This is a genomic window from Methylobacterium sp. P5_C11 (genome assembly GCF_054049775.1).
The window spans coordinates 1-18,141 of record NZ_JBFULS010000068.1; the positions used below are offsets into that span (position 1 = coordinate 1).

Sequence of the window (18,141 nt, forward strand, 5' to 3'; positions counted from 1 at the left end):
CGGCGGACCCGGCCGCTCCTGCGGCGCCCGCTCCGGGCGCGGACCGCCGTGCGGAGGCTCGCCCCCAGGCGGACCGTGCTCCTCGGGGCCGCCCTGCGCCATCAGGATCCGGCCCTGCGCTGCATCCACGGGCTGCACGCAGGCCAGCCCCGGCAGCACGGTGCCGGTGAGGAGAATCAATCGCAGGATACGCATCCGGGCCTCGTCTCGGTTCGAGCCGAGCCGAACACCGGACGCCGTACTTTGTTCCGCGTAACGCGGCGCGGCGGCGATCTCAGGGCGTGAGTCGCTGGGGCACCGCGATGACGTTGGGCGCGATGATGCGCACGGCAACGTGATCCGGCTTGGCCGCTCCGGCTTTCGCGCCGTCGGGGGCGGCCGGGTCGGCCTGAGCCGATTCGTCCGTGACGAGGCCGGAGCCGCCCTTCGTGCCGACGCCCGCGCGGCCGGCGGCGTCGGCGGCGAGTTCCGCCGCCGTCCGGTCGGCCCGGCCGACCAGGGTCAGGCGCACCTTCGGCCGGGACAGGGCTTCCGCCTGCATCGGCGTCACGAAGATATCGCCCTTGTGCCGGACCAGCATGCTCTCGGCCTTCACGAGGGACTGCGCCCAGGTCTTGCCCTCCGGCTTGCAGGAGCAGTTCGGCACGAATTCCTTGCGGAACCTGAAGGCGTTGGCGAGGCTCGTATAGGCCCGGCTGCCCTTCGCCGTGGCAGCGTGCTTCAGGGCGTCGTCGCCGTACGGCATCGAATAGGCCTGCGCCTCGGTCCCGGGGCAGAGGGCCTGGCACATCTCGTCGGCGCCGCCCCGACCCTCGGGCAGGTTCCGCAACGGGAAGAAGCCGCCGTCACAAGTGCGTACGCAGACCATCTGGGGGCCGCCGCGGGCATAGGATTCTCCGGAGGCGGCATAGGTCTCGCGGGACGGGCAGGTCGAGGCCACGAGGCCCTGGAGTTCGCGCCGGCGGGCGCCGCTATCGTCGATCACCGCCCCGCCATAGGTGGCCTTGAGGGCGCGGATCCGCTGCTCCACCGCCCCGCATTGCGGCGGCCGCGTATCGAAGAACAAGAACTTCCCGCCCTCGCAGTTGAGACCGCGGAAATAGGATTCCAGCCGGCCGATCTCGTCGTTCAGGGCGCGCGTCGTGCTGGCGCCATTCTGGAGCGAGACCAGCTCGGCCCGGTAGCGCCGGCACTGCGGCGACGGGACCTGCGGCGCCGGCCGCGCCTCGGCAGGCGACGGACCGGGCTCGGTCTCCTGCGCGCCGGCGGACGTGACGACGAGGTGGGACAATCCGAGGGCCAGGGTCGCGCTCAGGATGAGGCGGCCGAGCGTACGGACGATCGGGCGGTGAGGCATCGGCAGCATCGCGTTGATCGGTTGCGCGGCGATCCGGACAATTCAGATCCGCGCGCCTCCGCGCTTCGGAACAGAAGCGGCGCCACCCTACCCCCCCTCGTCAGAGCGCGACACCCCTCCTACATCCGGCCGGCAAGCTTGAGGGGGAATTGACCGGCGATGTTGTTTCGGAGTCTCACCTATGTTGGGCTGCTCGCGCTGGGGCTGGCCGCGGCCGGGCCTGCGGCGGCCCAGGAGCCGGACCGGATCTTCGACAAGTCGACGGTCTGGCGGCCTTTGACACCCAACGACAAGCTCGTCGTCTACGGCGTCGACGACCCGGCCGTTTCGGGGGTGGCCTGCTGGTACACGCAGCCCGAGAAGGGCGGCATCAAGGGCACGCTGGGCTTGGCCGAGGATGTCTCGGACATCTCGCTGGCCTGCCGCCAGACCGGGCCGATCGTGTTCAAGGGCAAGCTGGGCCAGGGCGAGGTGGTGTTCAGCGAGCGGCGATCCCTGATCTTCAAGTCGATGCAGATCGTGCGCGGCTGCGACGCGAAGCGCAACACGCTGATCTACATGGTCTACTCGGACAAGGTCATCCAGGGCTCGCCGAAGAACTCGACGTCGGCGGTGCCGCTGGCGCCCTGGGGTACGGAGCCGGCGCAGAAGTGCGCGGACTTCATGAAGTGACCGGTCCTTAAGTGCGCTCGTACCGGCCTCGGTCCCGACCGGTTCAATCCTGGCATGTGATCCGGATCGGGCGCTCGGACGGCGCCGGAACCGGGTTACTGATCGCGCCGGTATACTCGTCGGCCGCGGCCACCCCGTAAGAGTTGGCCGCCGCGTAGCCCTGCGCCTCGCACCACGCGTTGGCGACCACCTGGCCGCAGGCGCTGCCCGGCGTGGTCAGGCAGTCGCCGACGCCGTAACCGTCGCTCGACGGGATCAGAAAGGTCTTCTCGACACGCGCCGGGGCCTTCGCGGGCGTCTCGCCATCGGTGCCAGCCAGCGCGACATGCGTCAGGCCCGCGCCGGCGAGAGCGGTGGCGAGGGCGATGGAAACGGCGGCCGAGCGTCGCATGAAATGTCCCTGAGCACAGGATCTGTGGCGTGCGGATCGTGGCCCGGACGGTCCGACGCCGCGGTTAAGGAAGGCTTACCCGCATGGCGCGAAGGCCATCTCGAATTCCTCACGCTTTTGGGTTAGCCCCATCGCGCGGTGCGCGCCGTCGCCGCGATGCAACAGGGTGACGTTGCGGGGTTTCCGGATCGGCCACGTTTCGGCCGCTCTTCCCCGCGCGGAGCCCGCAGCTCGTTGACGGCAGGGCCGGTTTTCCGGCAACGGCGCGGCGCCGGGATCGAGCCGCGGCGCCGGAACAGGGATGGGTTTCATGGCGCCGATGTTGCGGCTCTACAACACGCTGACAGGCGTCAAGGAGGCCTTCGCGCCGATCGACCCGCAGCATGTCCGCCTCTATGCCTGCGGCCCGACCGTCTACGACGCCGCCCACATCGGCAATGCCCGGCCGATCATCGTCTTCGACCTGCTGTTCCGCCTGCTGCGCCACCTCTACGGTCCGGCGCACGTCACCTACGCGCGCAACGTCACGGACGTGGACGATAAGATCAACGCCAGGGCGGCCGAGCGCGGCATCAGCATCCGCGAACTGACGGACGGGACACTGGCGCAATTCCACCGCGACGTGCGCGACCTCGGCGTGCTCATTCCCGAGGACGTCAACGCGGCCGGCGAGCGGCCTCGCTTCGTCGAGCCCCGCGCCACCGACCACATCGCCGAGATGGTCACGATGATCGAGGCCCTGGTCGGCTCCGGCCACGCCTACGTGGCGCAGGACCACGTGCTGTTCGACGTGCCGTCGATGCCGGATTACGGCGGCTTGTCGAAGCGGCCCCTCGACGAGATGGAGGCCGGTGCCCGGGTCGAGGTCGCCCCCTACAAGCGCTCGCCCCTCGACTTCGTCCTGTGGAAGCCCGCGAAGCCCGGCGAGCCGTCCTGGCCGTCGCCCGCCGGCATCGCGGCAGCCGGGCGGCCGGGCTGGCACATCGAGTGCTCGGCCATGTCGGCCAAGCATCTGGGTCGGACCTTCGACATCCATGCGGGCGGCATCGACCTGATCTTCCCCCACCACGAGAACGAGGTGGCGCAGTCGCGCTGCTGCTTCGGCACGCCCGTGATGGCCAATGTCTGGCTGCACAACGGCTTCCTCCAGGTGGAGGGGGAGAAGATGTCGAAGTCCCTCGGCAACTTCATCACGATCCGCGATGTCCTGAACGACTGGCCGGGTGAGGTCGTTCGTTTGAACATGCTCAAGACGCATTATCGACAGCCGATCGACTGGACCTTGCAGGGGTTGCAAGAATCCGACCGCGTCTTGAGGCGTTGGCAGAACGTCGCGGGCGACGAACCCGCAGACGAGGCCATGCCGGAGAAATTTCTCGACGCGCTTTGCGACGACCTGAACACGCCAGCGGCAATCGGCGAGTTGCACCGGTTGTCCAGTTCTGGCCAGTTGGGAAATCTGCAGTTTGGCTATGGCGGGTTTGGCCAGAAAGCGCACCCGGGCGCGCTGCGCAGAGCAGCAAATCTTCTCGGCTTTCTCGAGCGGACGCAAAGCGAGCGGCAGCACGCCCAGGTCACGGCCTCCGGCGTCGACGTTGCGGCGGTCGAGGCGCTGATCGCCGAGCGCCGCGCGGCCCGCGCCGCCAAGGACTGGGCCGCCTCCGACCGCGCCCGCGACGCCCTCGCCACCATGGGCGTGGCCGTGAAGGACAACAAGGACGGCACCACGACCTGGACGGTGGCCCGCTGATTGCTCCACCGGGTTCGATGGCGCGGATTGACGGGGACCCGCGTCCTCACGCCCGCTTGCGCCGGGTCGCCGGGGCCGCATCTGTGGTCCGGGCACCGCTTTCCGGGAAAGAGCAGCACGTGACCACCTTCGGGACATTCTGCGTGCGGCTCGCCGGCATCGCCTCGGCACTCCTGCTCGGGCTGTCCCTGCCGGGGCCGGCCCGGGCCATCGAAGGCGGCTCGGTCGCGGGTCGGGACGCCCTGGCTCAGGCCACGGTCGCCATCGGGACGATCACGAGGCCGGAGGAGGCGCTCCAGCTGACCCGCTGCACCGGTGTCCTGATCGGCCCCGACCTCGTGCTCACAGCGGCCCATTGCGTGAACGGTGACCCGCTCGGCGCCTTGGTGGTGTTCTTTCGCGGCAGCGAACCGTCGCGGCCGGTCTACGGAGCGCGGGTCGCCGCACGCTACAGCCCGGATCCGGGAGAGATGCTGCCGAACGCGGCCTCCGGCGTCAGCCTTGCCGACCTGTCCCTCGATCTCGCGGTGCTGCGCCTGACCGAGCCGGTGCGTGGCCGACGGCCTGTGCCCCTGGCCGCCGATCCGCGCCGGCTCCCGAAGAGCCTGCGGATCGCCGGAGCCGGACTGTCCGGCCGCATGGTCGGGCGCCTGCGCACCGCGACCCTGACGCCGGTGGCGGTCAGCAACACCGGGCTGACCATCGCCCGGACCAATGGCGCGCGGGTCTGCTTCGGTGATTCCGGCGGCCCGGTCGTCGCGCAGGACCGCGGCGGCACGTACATCTGGGGTGTCGCCAGCGCGGTGATCAGCCGGGCCGCGCCTTGCGGCAGCTACGTGGTGATCGCGCCCGCAGCCCAGGTCTTCTCCGCCGCCGGCCTCCGTTGAGCCGGAGCCCTGAACGCGAAAACCCCCGCGCGGCCGGACCGCGCGGGGGTTTTCTGGGTCGGGTCAGCGCGGCGGATCAGACCGCCATGCGCTCCTCGCCGTCCATCGGCTCGCGCAGCACGTAGCCGCGGCCCCAGACGGTTTCGATGTAGTTCTTGCCTGAGCTGGCGTTGGCGAGCTTCTTGCGCAGCTTGCAGATGAAGACGTCGATGATCTTCAGCTCGGGCTCGTCCATGCCGCCGTAGAGATGGTTGAGGAACATCTCCTTGGTGAGCGTCGTGCCCTTCCGCAGGGAGAGGAGTTCCAGCATCTGGTACTCCTTGCCGGTGAGGTGCACCCGGGCGCCGCCGACCTCGACCGTCTTCTGATCGAGGTTCACGATCAGGTCGCCGGTGGTGATCACCGACTGGGCGTGGCCCTTCGAGCGGCGCACGATGGCGTGGATGCGCGCCACCAGCTCGTCCTTGTGGAACGGCTTGGTGAGGTAGTCGTCGGCGCCGAACCCGAGGCCCTTCACCTTGTCCTCGATGCCGGCCATGCCGGACAGGATCAGGATCGGGGTCTTGACCTTCGCCACGCGCAAGGAGCGCAGCACCTCGTAGCCCGACATGTCGGGCAGGTTCAGATCGAGGAGGATGATGTCGTAATCGTACAGCTTACCGAGATCGACACCCTCTTCCCCGAGGTCGGTGGTGTAGGTGTTGAAGTTCTCGGACTTGAGCATCAACTCGATGCTCTGCGCCGTCGCGCTGTCGTCCTCGATCAAAAGTACCCGCATCGTCGGTCCCCAGCCCAGCCGGCCGCATCAGCGCGCAGACACGTCCCCACCGTTCGCCCGCCACCGGCCTGTGGACGGGCGCTCCGTCGCTCTTGACGTGGAACGCTATGGATTAATCGTTAACAAAACCTGATTCCCGCCCGCAAGCGTCTCGTGCGAAGTTCCGTGAGCTTGACGGGAGAAACTTCGTTCCCTCCGTCTCACTCTCGGCCTCGATTCCGAGCTGTCTGCGTCCGGGCCCCTCGCCCCTACGGCGTAAGTACTTCCTCCGTAACGATTTGATCCCCGCTGTTGTCCATGGGACACACCGGGACGACTTCGTCGGGCGCGGCCGAGGCCGCGGTCCGGATCGAGGCGCTACGAGCCCGTGACCCGCAGTGTTAAGGAGGCCGGTAAACGAAGCGTTGAGAGGCAGGCCGATGACACAGGATTCGGCAAGATCCGGTGCTTCCCTCGCGGCGGCGCGGGCCGCCCTGGAGCGGGTCGAAGTGCTGGAGACCTTCGGGCGGGTCGTGGCGATCCGCGGCCTGCTGGTGGAGGTGGCCGGGCCGGTCGCCGCGATGCGGCTCGGAGGCCGGGTCGATGTCGAGGGCGCCAACGGGCACGGGCTTGTGCCCTGCGAGGTCATCGGCTTTCAGGGCGACCGGGCGCTGGCCATGCCATTCGGCTCGCTCGAGGGCGTCCGGCGCGGATGCCCGGCCTACGTGCGGGACGAATCGGCTGGCGCGATCCGGCCATCCGACGCCTGGCTCGGCCGGGTGATCGACGCCCTAGGGCGACCGGTGGACGGGCTCGGACCCCTGCCGCAGGGCGGCGACGTCTATCCGCTGCGCGCGGACCCGCCACCCGCCCACGCGCGCACCCGGGTGGGCGGTCCGCTCGATCTCGGCATCCGCTGCCTCAACACCTTCCTGACGATGTGTGCCGGCCAGCGGATGGGCATCTTCGCGGGATCCGGCGTCGGCAAGTCGGTGCTCCTGTCGATGCTCGCCCGCTACACCGCCGCCGACGTGGCGGTGATCGGTCTGGTAGGCGAGCGCGGCCGCGAGGTGCAGGAATTCCTGCAGGACGACCTGGGCGCCGCAGGCCTCGCACGCTCCGTGGTGGTGGTGGCGACGTCCGACGAGCCTGCGCTGATGCGCCGGAACGCGGCCTACGTGACCCTGTCGGTGGCCGAGTACTTCCGGGACCGGGGCGCTAAGGTCCTGTGCATGATCGACTCGATCACGCGCTTCGCCATGGCCCAGCGCGATATCGGCCTCGCCGCCGGCGAGCCCCCGACCGCCAAGGGCTACACGCCGACCGTCTTCTCGGAGCTGCCGCGCCTGCTGGAACGGGCCGGCCCCGGCGTCGGCCAGGGGACGATCTCGGCCCTGTTCACGGTCCTGGTCGAAGGCGACGACCACAACGAGCCCGTGGCCGACGCGGTGCGTGGCATCCTCGACGGCCACATCGTCATGGAGCGTGCCATCGCGGAGCGCGGGCGTTACCCGGCGATCAACGTGCTGCGCTCGGTCTCGCGGACCATGCCGCGCTCCTGCGATCCGGCCTACCTGCCGGTGGTGCGCCGGGCACGCCGGGTGCTGTCCACCTACGCCGACATGGAGGAGCTGATCCGCCTCGGCGCCTACCGCGCAGGCTCGTCCCAGGAGGTCGACGAGGCCGTTGCGCTCATGCCGCATCTTGAGGCTTTTCTGGGGCAAAGTAAGGAAGAAGCAACGTCCATCGGCGATGGTTACGCACGGCTCTCCGAGATCATCGGCGGGGCCTAGGCATCATGCGTCGGGGCGGTAACGCTTCGGCGACTCACATGAGGCAATTGGGATCCGGGCGGGTCTGCCAGAGGCAGGCTCGCGCAAGGGCTCGGTCCGGGCACGATCCCGGGCGCGGCCTCAAGCGTTGCGTGGAGTGAGCGTCCTGATGAAATCGCGTGACACGCTGATCCGCCTGCGCCGCTTCCAGGTCGATGAGAAGCGCCGGCGCGTGACCCAGATCGAGATGATGATGGCCGACTTCCAGCGCATGGCGGTGGAACTCGACCGCGAGGTCGCCGTCGAGGAGACCCGCGCCGGCATCACCGATGTGGGGCACTTCGCGTATCCGACCTACGCCCGGGCGGCGGCGACCCGCCGGGACAACATGCTTCAGTCCGCGCAGGCCCTCGAGGGGCAGCTCGCCGAGGCGAAGGCCGAATTGGGCGAAGCGTTCGAGGAGCTCAAGAAGGTCGAGATCCTGAACGACCGCGAGCGGACGGCCGAGCGCGCCGCCGAATCGGCCCGCGATCAGGCCGCCATGGACGGGATCGGGCTGAACCGCGCCCGGGGCTGACGCAGGCCGCCGGACCGGTCGGCCGGCGCGCGGCACGAAACCGTCACGATCACCTGACAAGGGGGATCGCGGCGGCGTCACGCCGCTTGCAGCGCGTCGCGTGCCGGCGCATCAGGGGCTTTCCCCGGGGCGTCGGTGTTCATGAAGAAGATCAGCGAGTTCATCTGGCCCATGATCGGCCTCGCGGCCGTCGTGGTGTCGGGCTACTTCCTCTACCAGGAACTGAAGACGACCTCGCTCTCGGCGATCTGGGGGGCGGTCCTCGCGATCCCGCCGCATCGGATCCTCCTCGCGGCACTCTCCACCCTGGTCGCTTACGCTGCGCTGGCCTGGTACGACCGGATCGCCCTGCTGCACCTGGGCGTGCGCCACATCTCGTGGCTGTTCGTATCCCTCTGCTCGTTCACGACCTACGCGCTCTCGCACAATATCGGCGCCTCGGTCTTCTCCGGCGCCCTCGTCCGCTATCGGGCCTATACGGCCAAGGGCCTGACGGCGGCGCAGGTCGCCGTGCTCGTGGCCCTGTGCTCCTTCACGTTCTTCCTCGGCACGATCCTGCTCGGCGGCTTCACGCTGGTCTACGACCCGCACCTGCTGGCACGCCTGCAGGACAGGCTGCCGGCGATCCTGACCAATCCGAGCACGGCCGTCGCGGTCGGGATCGGGATGCTGGCCTTCGTCGCCCTCTATGTGATCGGCTCGCTCCTGCGGCTGCCCCCCATCAGCCTGCGGAAATTCAAGCTCGAATACCCGCGCCCGGGGATCATGCTGCGTCAGCTCGCGGCGGCACCGCTCGAGCTTCTGGGCGCCGCCGGGATCATCTACTTCGCTCTGCCGGATGCGGTGAACCCGAACTTCATCCCCGTGCTCGCGATCTTTCTGGCGTCCTTCTCTGTGGCCCTGGCTTCGCATGCGCCCGGTGGCCTCGGCGTGTTCGAGATCGTCTTCCTCACCGCCATGAACATCGCCGAGACCGATGAGACGCGGAAGAATGCCGTGGTCGCAGCGCTGCTGGTCTTCCGCGTGTTCTATTTCTGGCTTCCGGCGCTCATCTCCGTTGTCGTGGTGATCGCGTTCGAGCGGTCGCGGCTGGCCGCGGCGATCGGCTCGGGCGGTCCCGGATCGAAGGATGGCGCCGTTCCGGAACCGCCCGTCATCGTGCCCGGCCTCGACGCGCACGAGATGGAGCGTGAACTCAAGCAGAAGGCGATCTGAGGCGGCGTCCGACGCTGGCTTCACGGTCGCCGCCAGAGCGCATGCCGCCTGCCCGCTTGCCCCATGCGGCGCCTTACCCGAGGCGACGGGGCGAAGTCGCTTGAGCCCTGACGGCATCCGGAGAGCGGCGTCCCGGCCGCTCTGCCGTCGAAGCCCGGATTAGATGCCCGCGTCGGACCCGTCCGTACCTCTTCTCTCCGCGGCGCAGGAGCGTCCGCTTTGCGCCTCCCTGGAGGCTCGCCGGCTGAGATGGAGAGCCGGGATCCCCTAGATCGAGTTCACCGTGCGCAGCCGCGCCCGCGGATGGATCTCGGCCTGACTCATCACCGGCGTCTCGCGGCGGAACCGCTCGATGATCGAGCGGACGAAGGGTCGGGTCTGGGCCGAGGTGACGAGCACCGGCATCTCGCCCTGGCGCGCCGCCGCCTCGAAGCGGTCCCGGACCGCGTTGACGAATTCGCTGAGCTTCGACGGCTGCATCGCGAGGTAGCGCTCCTCGCGCTCGCCGACGATCGATTCCATGAACGCCTGCTCCCAGGCGGGCGACAGGGTGATGATCGGCAGCATGCCGTTCTGGTCCTGGTACTGCGCGCAGATCTGCCGGCCGAGGCGGGCGCGGACGTGCTCGACCACGTCGCGGGGATTCTTCACCCCGCCGGCCACTTCGGCGACCGCCTCCACGATCGCCCCCAGATCGCGGATCGAGACCCGCTCGGCCAAGAGGAATTGCAGCACCCGCTGGATGCCGGTGGTGGAGATCTGCGACGGCACGATCTCCTTGAGCAGCTCGGCGTGCTCCTTGGGCAACTCGCGCAGCAGCTTCGAGACCTCGACGTGGTTGAGGAGTTCGGAGACGTGGGCCTTGATCACCTCGGTCAGGTGCGTCGACACGACGGTGGCGGCATCCACGACCGTATAGCCCTTGAGCTGGGCCTGATCGCGCAAAGCCGCGTCGATCCACGTCGCCGGCAGGCCGAAGGTCGGCTCCAGCATGTGCTGCCCGGGCAGCTGAACTTGGCCGCCCATCGGGTCCATCGCCATGAACTGGCCCGGGAAGATCCGGCCGGTCCCGGCCTCGATCTCCTTGACCCGCACCACGTAGGCGTTGGCGTCGAGCTGAACGTTGTCGAGAATGCGCACCGACGGCATCACGAAGCCGAGTTCCGCCGCGAGCTGGCGGCGCAGGGCCTTGATCTGATCCGTGAGCCGGTCCTGGCCCTCGCCGTTGACCAGCGAAAGGAGCGCGTAGCCCATCTCCAGCTTGAGGTCGTCGAGCTTCAGGAGGTCGGTGACCGTCTCCTCCTTGGCGGCGCTGGCCGCCGCCACCGCGGCTGCATCCATCGGGACGCCCTGCGCGTCGAGGGGGGGCGCCAGCTTGGCGGTCCTGTTGATGCGCCAGGCGGCGTAGCCCGCGCCGCCGCCCAGCAGCGCGAAAGGCAGCATCGGCATGCCCGGCAGGAGCGCGATCAGGAACATCACGGCGGCCGACATGCCCAGCGCCTTGGGATAATGCGCGAGCTGCTTGCCGAGCGCCTTGTCGGCTGCGCCGCGCACGCCGGCCTTGGAGACCAGCAGGCCCGCCGCCGTCGAGACGATCAGGGCCGGCACCTGGCTCGCGAGGCCGTCGCCGATGGTCAGCAGCGTGTAGCTCTTGGCGGCGTCGCCGAAGCTCAGGCCCTGCTGCGCAACACCGATGATGATGCCGCCGACCACGTTGATGAAGGTGATGAGCAGGGCGGCCACCGCGTCGCCGCGGACGAATTTGGAGGCACCGTCCATGGCACCGAAGAAGGAGGATTCCTCCTCCAGGGCCGCCCGCCGGGCCTTGGCGGCCTTCTCGTCGATCAGGCCGGCGGAGAGATCGGCGTCGATGGCCATCTGCTTGCCAGGCATCGCATCGAGGGTGAAGCGGGCCGCGACTTCGGCGATACGGCCCGAGCCCTTCGTGATCACAACGAAGTTCACGATGATCAGGATCGCGAACACGATGATCCCGATGACGAAATTGCCGCCCATCACGAAGTGGCCGAAAGCCTCGATGACGTGACCGGCCGCCGCCGTTCCCTCGTGCCCGTGGCCGAGGATCAGGCGCGTCGAGGCGAGGTTCAGGGCGAGCCGCAGCATCGTGGCGATGAGCAGCAACGTCGGGAAGACGGTGAATTCCAGCGGGTTGTCGATCGACAGGCCGGTCATCATGATCAGCACCGACATGATGATCGAGACGGCCAGGAGTAGGTCGAGCAGGATCGCCGGTAGCGGGAAGATCAGGACCGCGAGGATTCCCATCACGCCGGTGGCGAACAGCAGGTCGGACCGCTTGGACAGGGCATGGAGGTCGCCGCGGGTGGGCAGCGTGAGCTGCCCCAGAACCGCAGCCGCTCCGATCCGTGCCGGCGCGCTCGCCGTATCCGCCATCGATCCCACCCGCTGCAATCCGCCCGCGCTTGGCCGGAAGCGCACCCGGCAAGATCTGCCGGGTCGATGGTTAGCGCGGCGTTAAGACGATGCGCGCCGCGCCGGGAACCCGGAGCGGATCCGCCGCTTGATCGGATGTCCATCGCGTCGCACTGCACCCGTCCGCTCGCCGACGGCCGCGATGGTGCTACCCAACCCGGCGCCGGTCCGGGGATCCCGGGAGACCGCCATGGCCGCGCGCGCCCTGACCGCCCTGTTCGACGACTACGAGGCCGCCGCAGTCGCAGTGGACCGGCTGGAAGCCGCCGGCATCCCCCATGCCGACATCAGCATCATCACCATGCAGAAGGATACCGGGGTCGCACCGCCGACGCCCGACGCTACCGTCGCCTGGCCGGCCGACGCGGCGCAGTCCGCCGGCACTGGCGCGACGGTGGGTACGGTTCTGGGCGGTGGTGCCGGCTTGCTGGCCGGCCTGGGGCTCCTGGCCATCCCGGGTCTCGGGCCGGTGGTGGCGGCAGGCTGGCTCGCGGCCGCCGCCACGGGCGCCGGCGTCGGCGCCACCGCGGGAGGCCTGATCGGTGGCCTGACGGCGGCGGGCCTCGATGGCGACGAGGCCGAGGCTTACGCCGAGGGCGTGCGTCGGGGCGGCACGCTGGTAACGGTCCAGACCGACGAGTCCCGCGCCGCGCGCGTGCTGGCCATCCTCGACCAAGCGGGATCGATCGATCTCGACGAGCGGGCAGAAGGCTGGCGGGCGCAGGGCTGGACCGGGGGCACGATCGGCCCTTCGGCGGGTGAACCGGGCGGCGGGCTCGGTCGCTGACGGCGGGCGGCCCGATCGTCCCGGGTCCGCTCCGCGAGGTCTTCGTCAGGCCATCATCTTCCGAGCGAACATCGCGGCTCCGAACAGCACGGCCGAGCCGGCAGCGATCAGGCCGATCATCAGGAGCCGCCGCGGTTCGGTGGAGGATTGCGCCTTCACGGGCTCGACGATCGGGCTGAAGAACTCGATCTGCCGGGCCGCGATTATGCGGGCTCGTTCGTAGGCTGTCAGCACCTGCTGATAGTACTTCTCTGCGTTCTTCCGATCGTTCTCCAGGCCCTCGAACCGCGTCATGGCGTCGGAGAGGCGGCGCTTCTGGTCGGGATCCTGGCTGGCAGATTGCCGCTCGATGCGGGCGATGTTGTCGTCGATATCCTTGATCTGCTGCTTGATGTCGATGATCCGCCGCGCTTCGGGGCCGAGGTCGCGCTGGCCGATCGCGAGTTGGAGCGCGAGGTTGATGCGCGAGGCCCGCAGCTCGGCGATCATCTTGACGTTGATGTCGTTGGTCTTCGCCGCGTCGAGGATCCCTTCGCTGTTACGCAGATCGCGCATCGCGAGGCGGATCTTGGTCATCCGCTCCTCAGCGAGCCGGAGTTCCCGTGTGCTCTCAGCGACCGCGTCCTCGCGCGCCCTGACGCTGAGTTCGTTCACCTTGTGCTCCGCCTCCTTCATGATGGCCTTCGCGATGGCGAGGGATTCACTCGGGTCGAAGGCTTCGACCTCGACTGACATGATCCCCGAGCCGCTCTCGACCTCGACGTCCACGCGCCGCTTCCAGTAGCGGAGGAACTTCTCGATCGGCTTCTCGGGATCGAACCGCGAGAAGTAGTCGATCGAATCGCTGCTGAACCATTGTCGGAGCGGAAGCTGCCCTTCGAGGATCTCCAGCATCGGCCGGCTCAGGATGAACTCGCGGGTGATCAGCGTGTCTTGCGCCACCATCTGGTTCGACATGCTGGAACTGGCCGTCCCCCCGGTTTCCGAGGACGTCTTGTCGGACGAGCCGAGGGCCGGTCGAATCGCGAACCGCGCCTCGCTGACGTAGCGGTCCGAAGCGACGAGGCCGTAGTAGACGGCACCGGCGAGCGTCGGCAGCAGGAAGCAGACCACGAACAGGATCGGGATCCAGGGGTCGTTCTTGGCCTGGGTCTGGTAAGACCGGATGCCTTTCTTGCGGTCGGCGAAGCGCGACATTCGCGCGATCTGCCGCAGCGATTCAGCGATCGCCTGCTGGCGGTCAGCGGGCGTCACCGGCTGCCCCTCGGCCTTCCGGATCTCCATGTTCATGGTCTGGTTCCCGGCCTCCCCGGCCTCGAAGGTCGATCCGTCACCGGTACCTCGACCGCGCGGCAGAGCGCGTATCTGAAGCCTCTCGCACGGCGAGGCGGCAAAAGCATGTCGTCACGGCTCCGGTGGGCGGCGATCGATCAGGCGTTGAGGCGCCGGTAGACCTCGATGGCGTCGTTCACGTCCTCGTAGATGATCGCGCGGCCGTTGAGCAGGACCAATCCTTGCGTGCACCATTGCCGGATCGTCTCCATGGAGTGAGAGACCATGATGATGTCGGCCGCCTTCCGGCGCTGGGAGAAGACCTCGTCGCAGCGTTTCGAGAATCGGGCGTCGCCGACCGAGGTGATCTCGTCGATCAGGTAACAGTCGAACGGGATCGCCATGCTCATGCCGAAGGCGAGCCGCGCGCCCATGCCGGACGAATAGGTGTAGATCGGCACGTCGAGATAGCTGCCGAGCTCCGAGAAGTCCTCCACGAAGTCGAGCACCTTCCGCGGGTCTTCCCCATAGATGCGCGCCACGAACGTGACGTTGTCGCGCCCCGTCATCTTGGGATGGAAGCCTCCGGCGAAGCCGAGGGGCCAGGAGACCCGGAGGCCGCGATGGATCTTACCCCGCGTCGCATCCTCGGTGCCGGCGATAAGCCGCATCGTCGTCGATTTGCCGGCGCCGTTGATGCCCAGGATGCCGTACGAGACACCCGGCTTCAGGGTGAACGACACCTGCTCCAGGATCGTCCGCCGGTGACCTTCCGTGCGGTAGACCTTGCTGACTTTCTCGAAACGGATCACCGAAATGGTCTCCAGGGCGGTTCGCCGAACCGTCGGTCCGAGTTGCCTGTCGGACCATCCCCTGCCCGCCGAAAGCGGCGAATCTGAGAGCGGTCTGAGCGGTTTGGCGGGCTCGGCGGGCATTTCGGAGACCGTCGAACGCGTACCGGCGCACCGACCGGACCTCAGGCGGTGGGTTGAAGAAAAATGCCACCTGTCACCGCTGACATTGACGGCATCCCACATTTGGCATACCAAATACCAATCAGCGCAGCCGGATTTCGGGCATCGCGCACCGCCGGACCGGAACTTTATCGCTGCTGACGACGCGGCGTTCGCCGAGGGAGGCCGAGTATGATGGAACTTCGGACTGCTTCGATACACGCCACAGAACGCGGTCCGTCCCGAGGCCGTCCGTGACGACCACCCCGTCGGCCGCGGCGGCGCCCCATGAAGCCGACCTGTCTCGGATGATCGAGGCCATCGGCGATGCGGTGATCGTGTCCGACCCGGACGGGGCCATCACGGTCTGGAATCCGGCCGCCGAACGCATCTTCGGCTTCACGGCTGCCGAGGCCTTGGGCCGGAGCCTCGATCTGATCACGCCGGAACGGCACCGCCGCCGTCACTGGGACGGCTACGCGAAGACCATGCGTACCGGCGTCACCCGCTACGGGGCGGAGACCCTGAGGGTGCCGGCGCTCCACAAGGACGGCCGCCAGCTCTCCATCGCCTTCACGGTGGGGATGGTGCGGGACGCCTCCGACCGGGTGACCGGGATCGTCGCGGTGATCCGCGACGAGACCGAGCGCTGGACCGAGGAGAAGCGTCTGCGCCAGCGCGTGGCCGAACTCGAAGCCTCCGCGACCCCGTCCGGTCCGGCTCCTTAAGCCCACCGGACGGACCGACGGACCCGATCCCCCAACCCCACAGGGAGAACGCCCAATGAGCAAGCCGCTGGAAGGCATCAAGATCATCGACTTCACCCACGTCCAGGCCGGCCCTGCCTGCACGCAGCTGCTCGCCTGGTTCGGCGCCGACGTGATCAAGGTCGAGCGCCCCGGCGCCGGCGACGTCACCCGGACCCAGCTGCGCCACGTCGAAGACGCGGACGCGCTCTACTTCACGATGCTGAACTCCAACAAGCGCTCGCTCACCCTCGACACCAAGACCCAGGCCGGCAAGGAAGTCCTTGAGAAGCTGATCCAGGACTCGGACGTCATGGTCGAGAATTTCGGCCCCGGCGCCCTCGACCGGATGGGCTTCTCCTGGGCGCGCATCCAGGAGCTGAACCCGGGCATGATCCTGGCTTCGGTGAAGGGCTTCTCGGACGGTCACCACTACGAGGATCTGAAGGTCTACGAGAACGTCGCCCAGTGCGCCGGCGGCGCCGCCTCGACCACAGGCTTCTGGGACGGCCCGCCCACCGTCAGCGCCGCCGCGCTCGGCGATTCCAACACCGGCATGCACCTCGCCATCGGCATCCTCACGGCGCTCCACCAGAAGAACAAGACCGGCAAGGGCCAGAAGGTCGCCGTGTCGATGCAGGACTCGGTGATCAACCTCTGCCGGGTGAAGCTGCGCGACCAGCAGCGCCTCGACGCCCTCGGCTATCTCGAGGAATACCCGCAATACCCCCACGGCGAGTTCTCCGACGTGGTGCCCCGCGGCGGCAACGCGGGCGGCGGCGGCCAGCCGGGCTGGGTGCTGAAGTGCAAGGGCTGGGAGACCGACCCGAACGCCTACATCTACTTCACGATCCAGGGTCACGCCTGGGCGCCGATCTGCAAGGTGCTGGGCCACGAGGAGTGGATCACCGATCCCGCCTACAACACGCCGCGCGCCCGCCAGGACAAGATCTTCGACATCTTCAAGACCATCGAGGAATGGCTCGCCGACAAGACCAAGTTCGAGGCGGTGGACATCCTGCGCACCTACGACATCCCCTGCGCGCCGGTCCTGTCGATGAAGGAGATTGCCGAGGACAAGTCGCTGCGCGCCAGCGGCACGGTGGTCGAGGTGCCACACCCGAAGCTCGGCTCGTACCTGACCGTCGGCAGCCCGATCAAGTTCTCCGACATGCAGGTCGAGGTGAAGGCCTCGCCGCTGCTCGGCGAGCACACCGACGAGGTGCTGGAAGGCCTCGGCTACACTCCGGAACAGATCCGGGCCATGCACGAGGCCCGCGCGGTCTGATAAGGAACGACCGACCTCTGCAATCCTGAGACAGGACGGCGCCACTCCAGCGCCGTCCTTGTCATGTGGGAAGCCCGGATTCGATGCGCGTGTTCCTGAGCCGTTTTCTCCCGGAGCTGACGCCGGTCAGCAAGCGCGAGCGCCTGCGCTCCGCCGCAGGTGACCTGGTCGGCATCCTGGCGACCGGCCTCGTCTGCCGCGCCTCCGTGGGCTCCGAGGCGCTCCCGGTGCTGATCGCCCCGATGGGGGCTTCGGCGGTGCTGCTCTTCGCCGTGCCGGCGAGCCCCCTGGCGCATCCCTGATCGATCCTCGGCGGCAACATCGTGGCGGCGCTCGTGGGCGTCACGGCCGCGACCTGGATCGCCGACCCGTTCGTGGCCGCCGCCTGCGCCATCGGCGTCGCGATCGCCCTGATGATGGCCCTGCGCTGCCTGCACCCGCCGAGCGGCGCGGTGGCGCTGACGGCGGTGCCCGGCGGACCGGCGATCAAGGAATTGGGCTACGGCTTCGTGCTGTGGCCGGTCGCGGCCAACTCGCTGCTGCTGCTCGCCACCGCCCTGCTGTTCAACAACCTGACCGGGCGCGCCTACCCGCACCTGCGCCCGGCCGGGCCGCGGACGGCGGATCCGCCCTCCGATGCGCGGGTGGGCTTCCGGGCCTCGGATCTCGACGCCGCCTTGGAAGATTTCGACCAGCTCCTCGACGTCGACCGGAGCGACCTTGAGCAGATCCTGCGGCGCGTGCAGATGCGGGTCTACGGCCGCCGCTCGGGGCCGATCACCTGCGCGGCGATCATGTCGCGCGACGTGATCGCAGTGGCACCGGACGCGCCCTTGTCCGAGGCCATGCGGCTGTTGCGCCGCCACCGGATCAAGGCGCTGCCGGTCACCGACGAGGGCGCGCGCGTCCTCGGCATCGTCACGCAGACCGATCTCCTCGACAAGGCCGCCTGGGACCGGTCCGGACCGCGCCTCGGCCTCGGCCGCCGCCTGCGGCTCACCGCCGAGCGGGGCCGCGCCCCCCATGGCTGCGCGGCGGACATCATGAGCGCGGTCGACCCGGTCGGTCCGGACACGCCCATCGCCGCGCTGGTGCCGCGGATGTCGGAGGCGGGGCTGCACCATTTGCCGGTGGTCGATTCCGACGGCCGTCTGGTCGGGATCGTCTCGCAGACCGACCTGATCCCGGCCCTCCTGTCCGAGACCGATGCGCCCGAGGCGTCGATCCGCGCCCGCGCACCGGCCCGGGCCGCCCTGGCCTGAG

General features: G+C 68.7%; 15 protein-coding genes and 2 pseudogenes. 10 read left to right on the forward strand and 7 right to left on the reverse strand.

The features are described from left to right. Positions 1 to 195 (reverse strand): annotated as a pseudogene (locus ACXJKQ_RS24560) (hypothetical protein); the annotation flags it as partial. 79 nt (positions 196 to 274) lie between these two features. Continuing rightward, on the reverse strand, positions 275 to 1,357 hold the full coding sequence (locus ACXJKQ_RS24565; RefSeq protein ID WP_457108310.1) for a DUF2865 domain-containing protein: 1,083 nt from the start codon (positions 1,355 to 1,357) through the stop codon (positions 275 to 277). 159 nt (positions 1,358 to 1,516) lie between these two features. On the opposite strand from ACXJKQ_RS24565, the gene ACXJKQ_RS24570 reads away from it, so the two are divergent. After that, on the forward strand, positions 1,517 to 2,029 hold the full coding sequence (locus tag ACXJKQ_RS24570) for a CreA family protein (RefSeq protein WP_457108311.1): 513 nt from the start codon (positions 1,517 to 1,519) through the stop codon (positions 2,027 to 2,029). A gap of 43 nt (positions 2,030 to 2,072) precedes the next feature. On the opposite strand, the gene ACXJKQ_RS24575 is transcribed toward ACXJKQ_RS24570, so the two are convergent. Beyond that, positions 2,073 to 2,420, reverse strand: coding sequence for a hypothetical protein (locus tag ACXJKQ_RS24575; RefSeq protein WP_457108312.1), 348 nt, complete (start codon positions 2,418 to 2,420; stop codon positions 2,073 to 2,075). A 310-nt stretch (positions 2,421 to 2,730) separates the two neighbouring features. Here ACXJKQ_RS24575 and cysS point away from each other — a divergent pair, with 310 nt between their 5' ends. Continuing rightward, positions 2,731 to 4,170, forward strand: a complete 1,440-nt coding sequence (gene cysS, locus ACXJKQ_RS24580; RefSeq protein ID WP_457108313.1) for a cysteine--tRNA ligase — start codon at positions 2,731 to 2,733, stop codon at positions 4,168 to 4,170. Positions 4,171 to 4,289: 119 nt separating this feature from the next. Beyond that, the gene (locus tag ACXJKQ_RS24585; protein WP_457108314.1) at positions 4,290 to 5,057 is read left to right on the forward strand and encodes a trypsin-like serine protease; all 768 of its coding nucleotides are present in this window, start codon (positions 4,290 to 4,292) and stop codon (positions 5,055 to 5,057) included. Between the two features lie 76 nt (positions 5,058 to 5,133). Here ACXJKQ_RS24585 and ctrA read toward each other — a convergent pair whose 3' ends face one another. After that, positions 5,134 to 5,835 carry a response regulator transcription factor CtrA gene (gene ctrA, locus ACXJKQ_RS24590; protein ID WP_457108315.1) on the reverse strand — a complete coding sequence of 234 codons (702 nt, stop codon included), beginning with the start codon at positions 5,833 to 5,835 and terminating at the stop codon, positions 5,134 to 5,136. Positions 5,836 to 6,254: 419 nt separating this feature from the next. On the opposite strand from ctrA, the gene fliI reads away from it, so the two are divergent. From fliI to ACXJKQ_RS24605, 3 genes are all read left to right on the forward strand, one after another. Continuing rightward, entirely contained in the window at positions 6,255 to 7,607 is a 1,353-nt protein-coding gene (gene fliI, locus ACXJKQ_RS24595; RefSeq protein WP_457108316.1) for a flagellar protein export ATPase FliI, read from the forward strand. A gap of 148 nt (positions 7,608 to 7,755) precedes the next feature. Beyond that, positions 7,756 to 8,163, forward strand: a complete 408-nt coding sequence (gene fliJ, locus ACXJKQ_RS24600) for a flagellar export protein FliJ (RefSeq protein WP_457108317.1) — start codon at positions 7,756 to 7,758, stop codon at positions 8,161 to 8,163. Between the two features lie 141 nt (positions 8,164 to 8,304). After that, on the forward strand, positions 8,305 to 9,378 hold the full coding sequence (locus ACXJKQ_RS24605; protein WP_457108318.1) for a lysylphosphatidylglycerol synthase domain-containing protein: 1,074 nt from the start codon (positions 8,305 to 8,307) through the stop codon (positions 9,376 to 9,378). 267 nt (positions 9,379 to 9,645) lie between these two features. Here ACXJKQ_RS24605 and flhA read toward each other — a convergent pair whose 3' ends face one another. Further along, positions 9,646 to 11,793 carry a flagellar biosynthesis protein FlhA gene (flhA, locus tag ACXJKQ_RS24610; RefSeq protein ID WP_457108319.1) on the reverse strand — a complete coding sequence of 716 codons (2,148 nt, stop codon included), beginning with the start codon at positions 11,791 to 11,793 and terminating at the stop codon, positions 9,646 to 9,648. 229 nt (positions 11,794 to 12,022) lie between these two features. On the opposite strand from flhA, the gene ACXJKQ_RS24615 reads away from it, so the two are divergent. Further along, positions 12,023 to 12,619 (forward strand): hypothetical protein, encoded by a 597-nt coding sequence (locus tag ACXJKQ_RS24615; RefSeq protein ID WP_457108320.1) that lies wholly within the window; start codon positions 12,023 to 12,025, stop codon positions 12,617 to 12,619. Positions 12,620 to 12,664: 45 nt separating this feature from the next. Here ACXJKQ_RS24615 and ACXJKQ_RS24620 read toward each other — a convergent pair whose 3' ends face one another. Together ACXJKQ_RS24620 and ACXJKQ_RS24625 are read right to left on the reverse strand one after the other, a co-directional pair. After that, on the reverse strand, positions 12,665 to 13,909 hold the full coding sequence (locus tag ACXJKQ_RS24620) for a capsule biosynthesis protein (RefSeq protein ID WP_457108321.1): 1,245 nt from the start codon (positions 13,907 to 13,909) through the stop codon (positions 12,665 to 12,667). A gap of 140 nt (positions 13,910 to 14,049) precedes the next feature. Continuing rightward, a complete protein-coding gene (locus ACXJKQ_RS24625; protein WP_457108322.1) occupies positions 14,050 to 14,703 on the reverse strand; it encodes an ABC transporter ATP-binding protein in 654 nt (217 codons plus the stop codon). A gap of 395 nt (positions 14,704 to 15,098) precedes the next feature. On the opposite strand from ACXJKQ_RS24625, the gene ACXJKQ_RS24630 reads away from it, so the two are divergent. The 3 genes and pseudogenes from ACXJKQ_RS24630 to ACXJKQ_RS24640 all read left to right on the forward strand — a co-directional run bounded on the left by ACXJKQ_RS24630 (position 15,099) and on the right by ACXJKQ_RS24640 (position 18,140). Next, complete coding sequence (locus ACXJKQ_RS24630) at positions 15,099 to 15,572, forward strand: PAS domain-containing protein (RefSeq protein WP_457108323.1); 474 nt, start codon at positions 15,099 to 15,101, stop codon at positions 15,570 to 15,572. 55 nt (positions 15,573 to 15,627) lie between these two features. Next, entirely contained in the window at positions 15,628 to 16,878 is a 1,251-nt protein-coding gene (frc, locus tag ACXJKQ_RS24635; protein ID WP_457108324.1) for a formyl-CoA transferase, read from the forward strand. Positions 16,879 to 16,961: 83 nt separating this feature from the next. Beyond that, positions 16,962 to 18,140, forward strand: a pseudogene (locus tag ACXJKQ_RS24640) (HPP family protein). Position 18,141 lies beyond the last annotated feature (1 nt).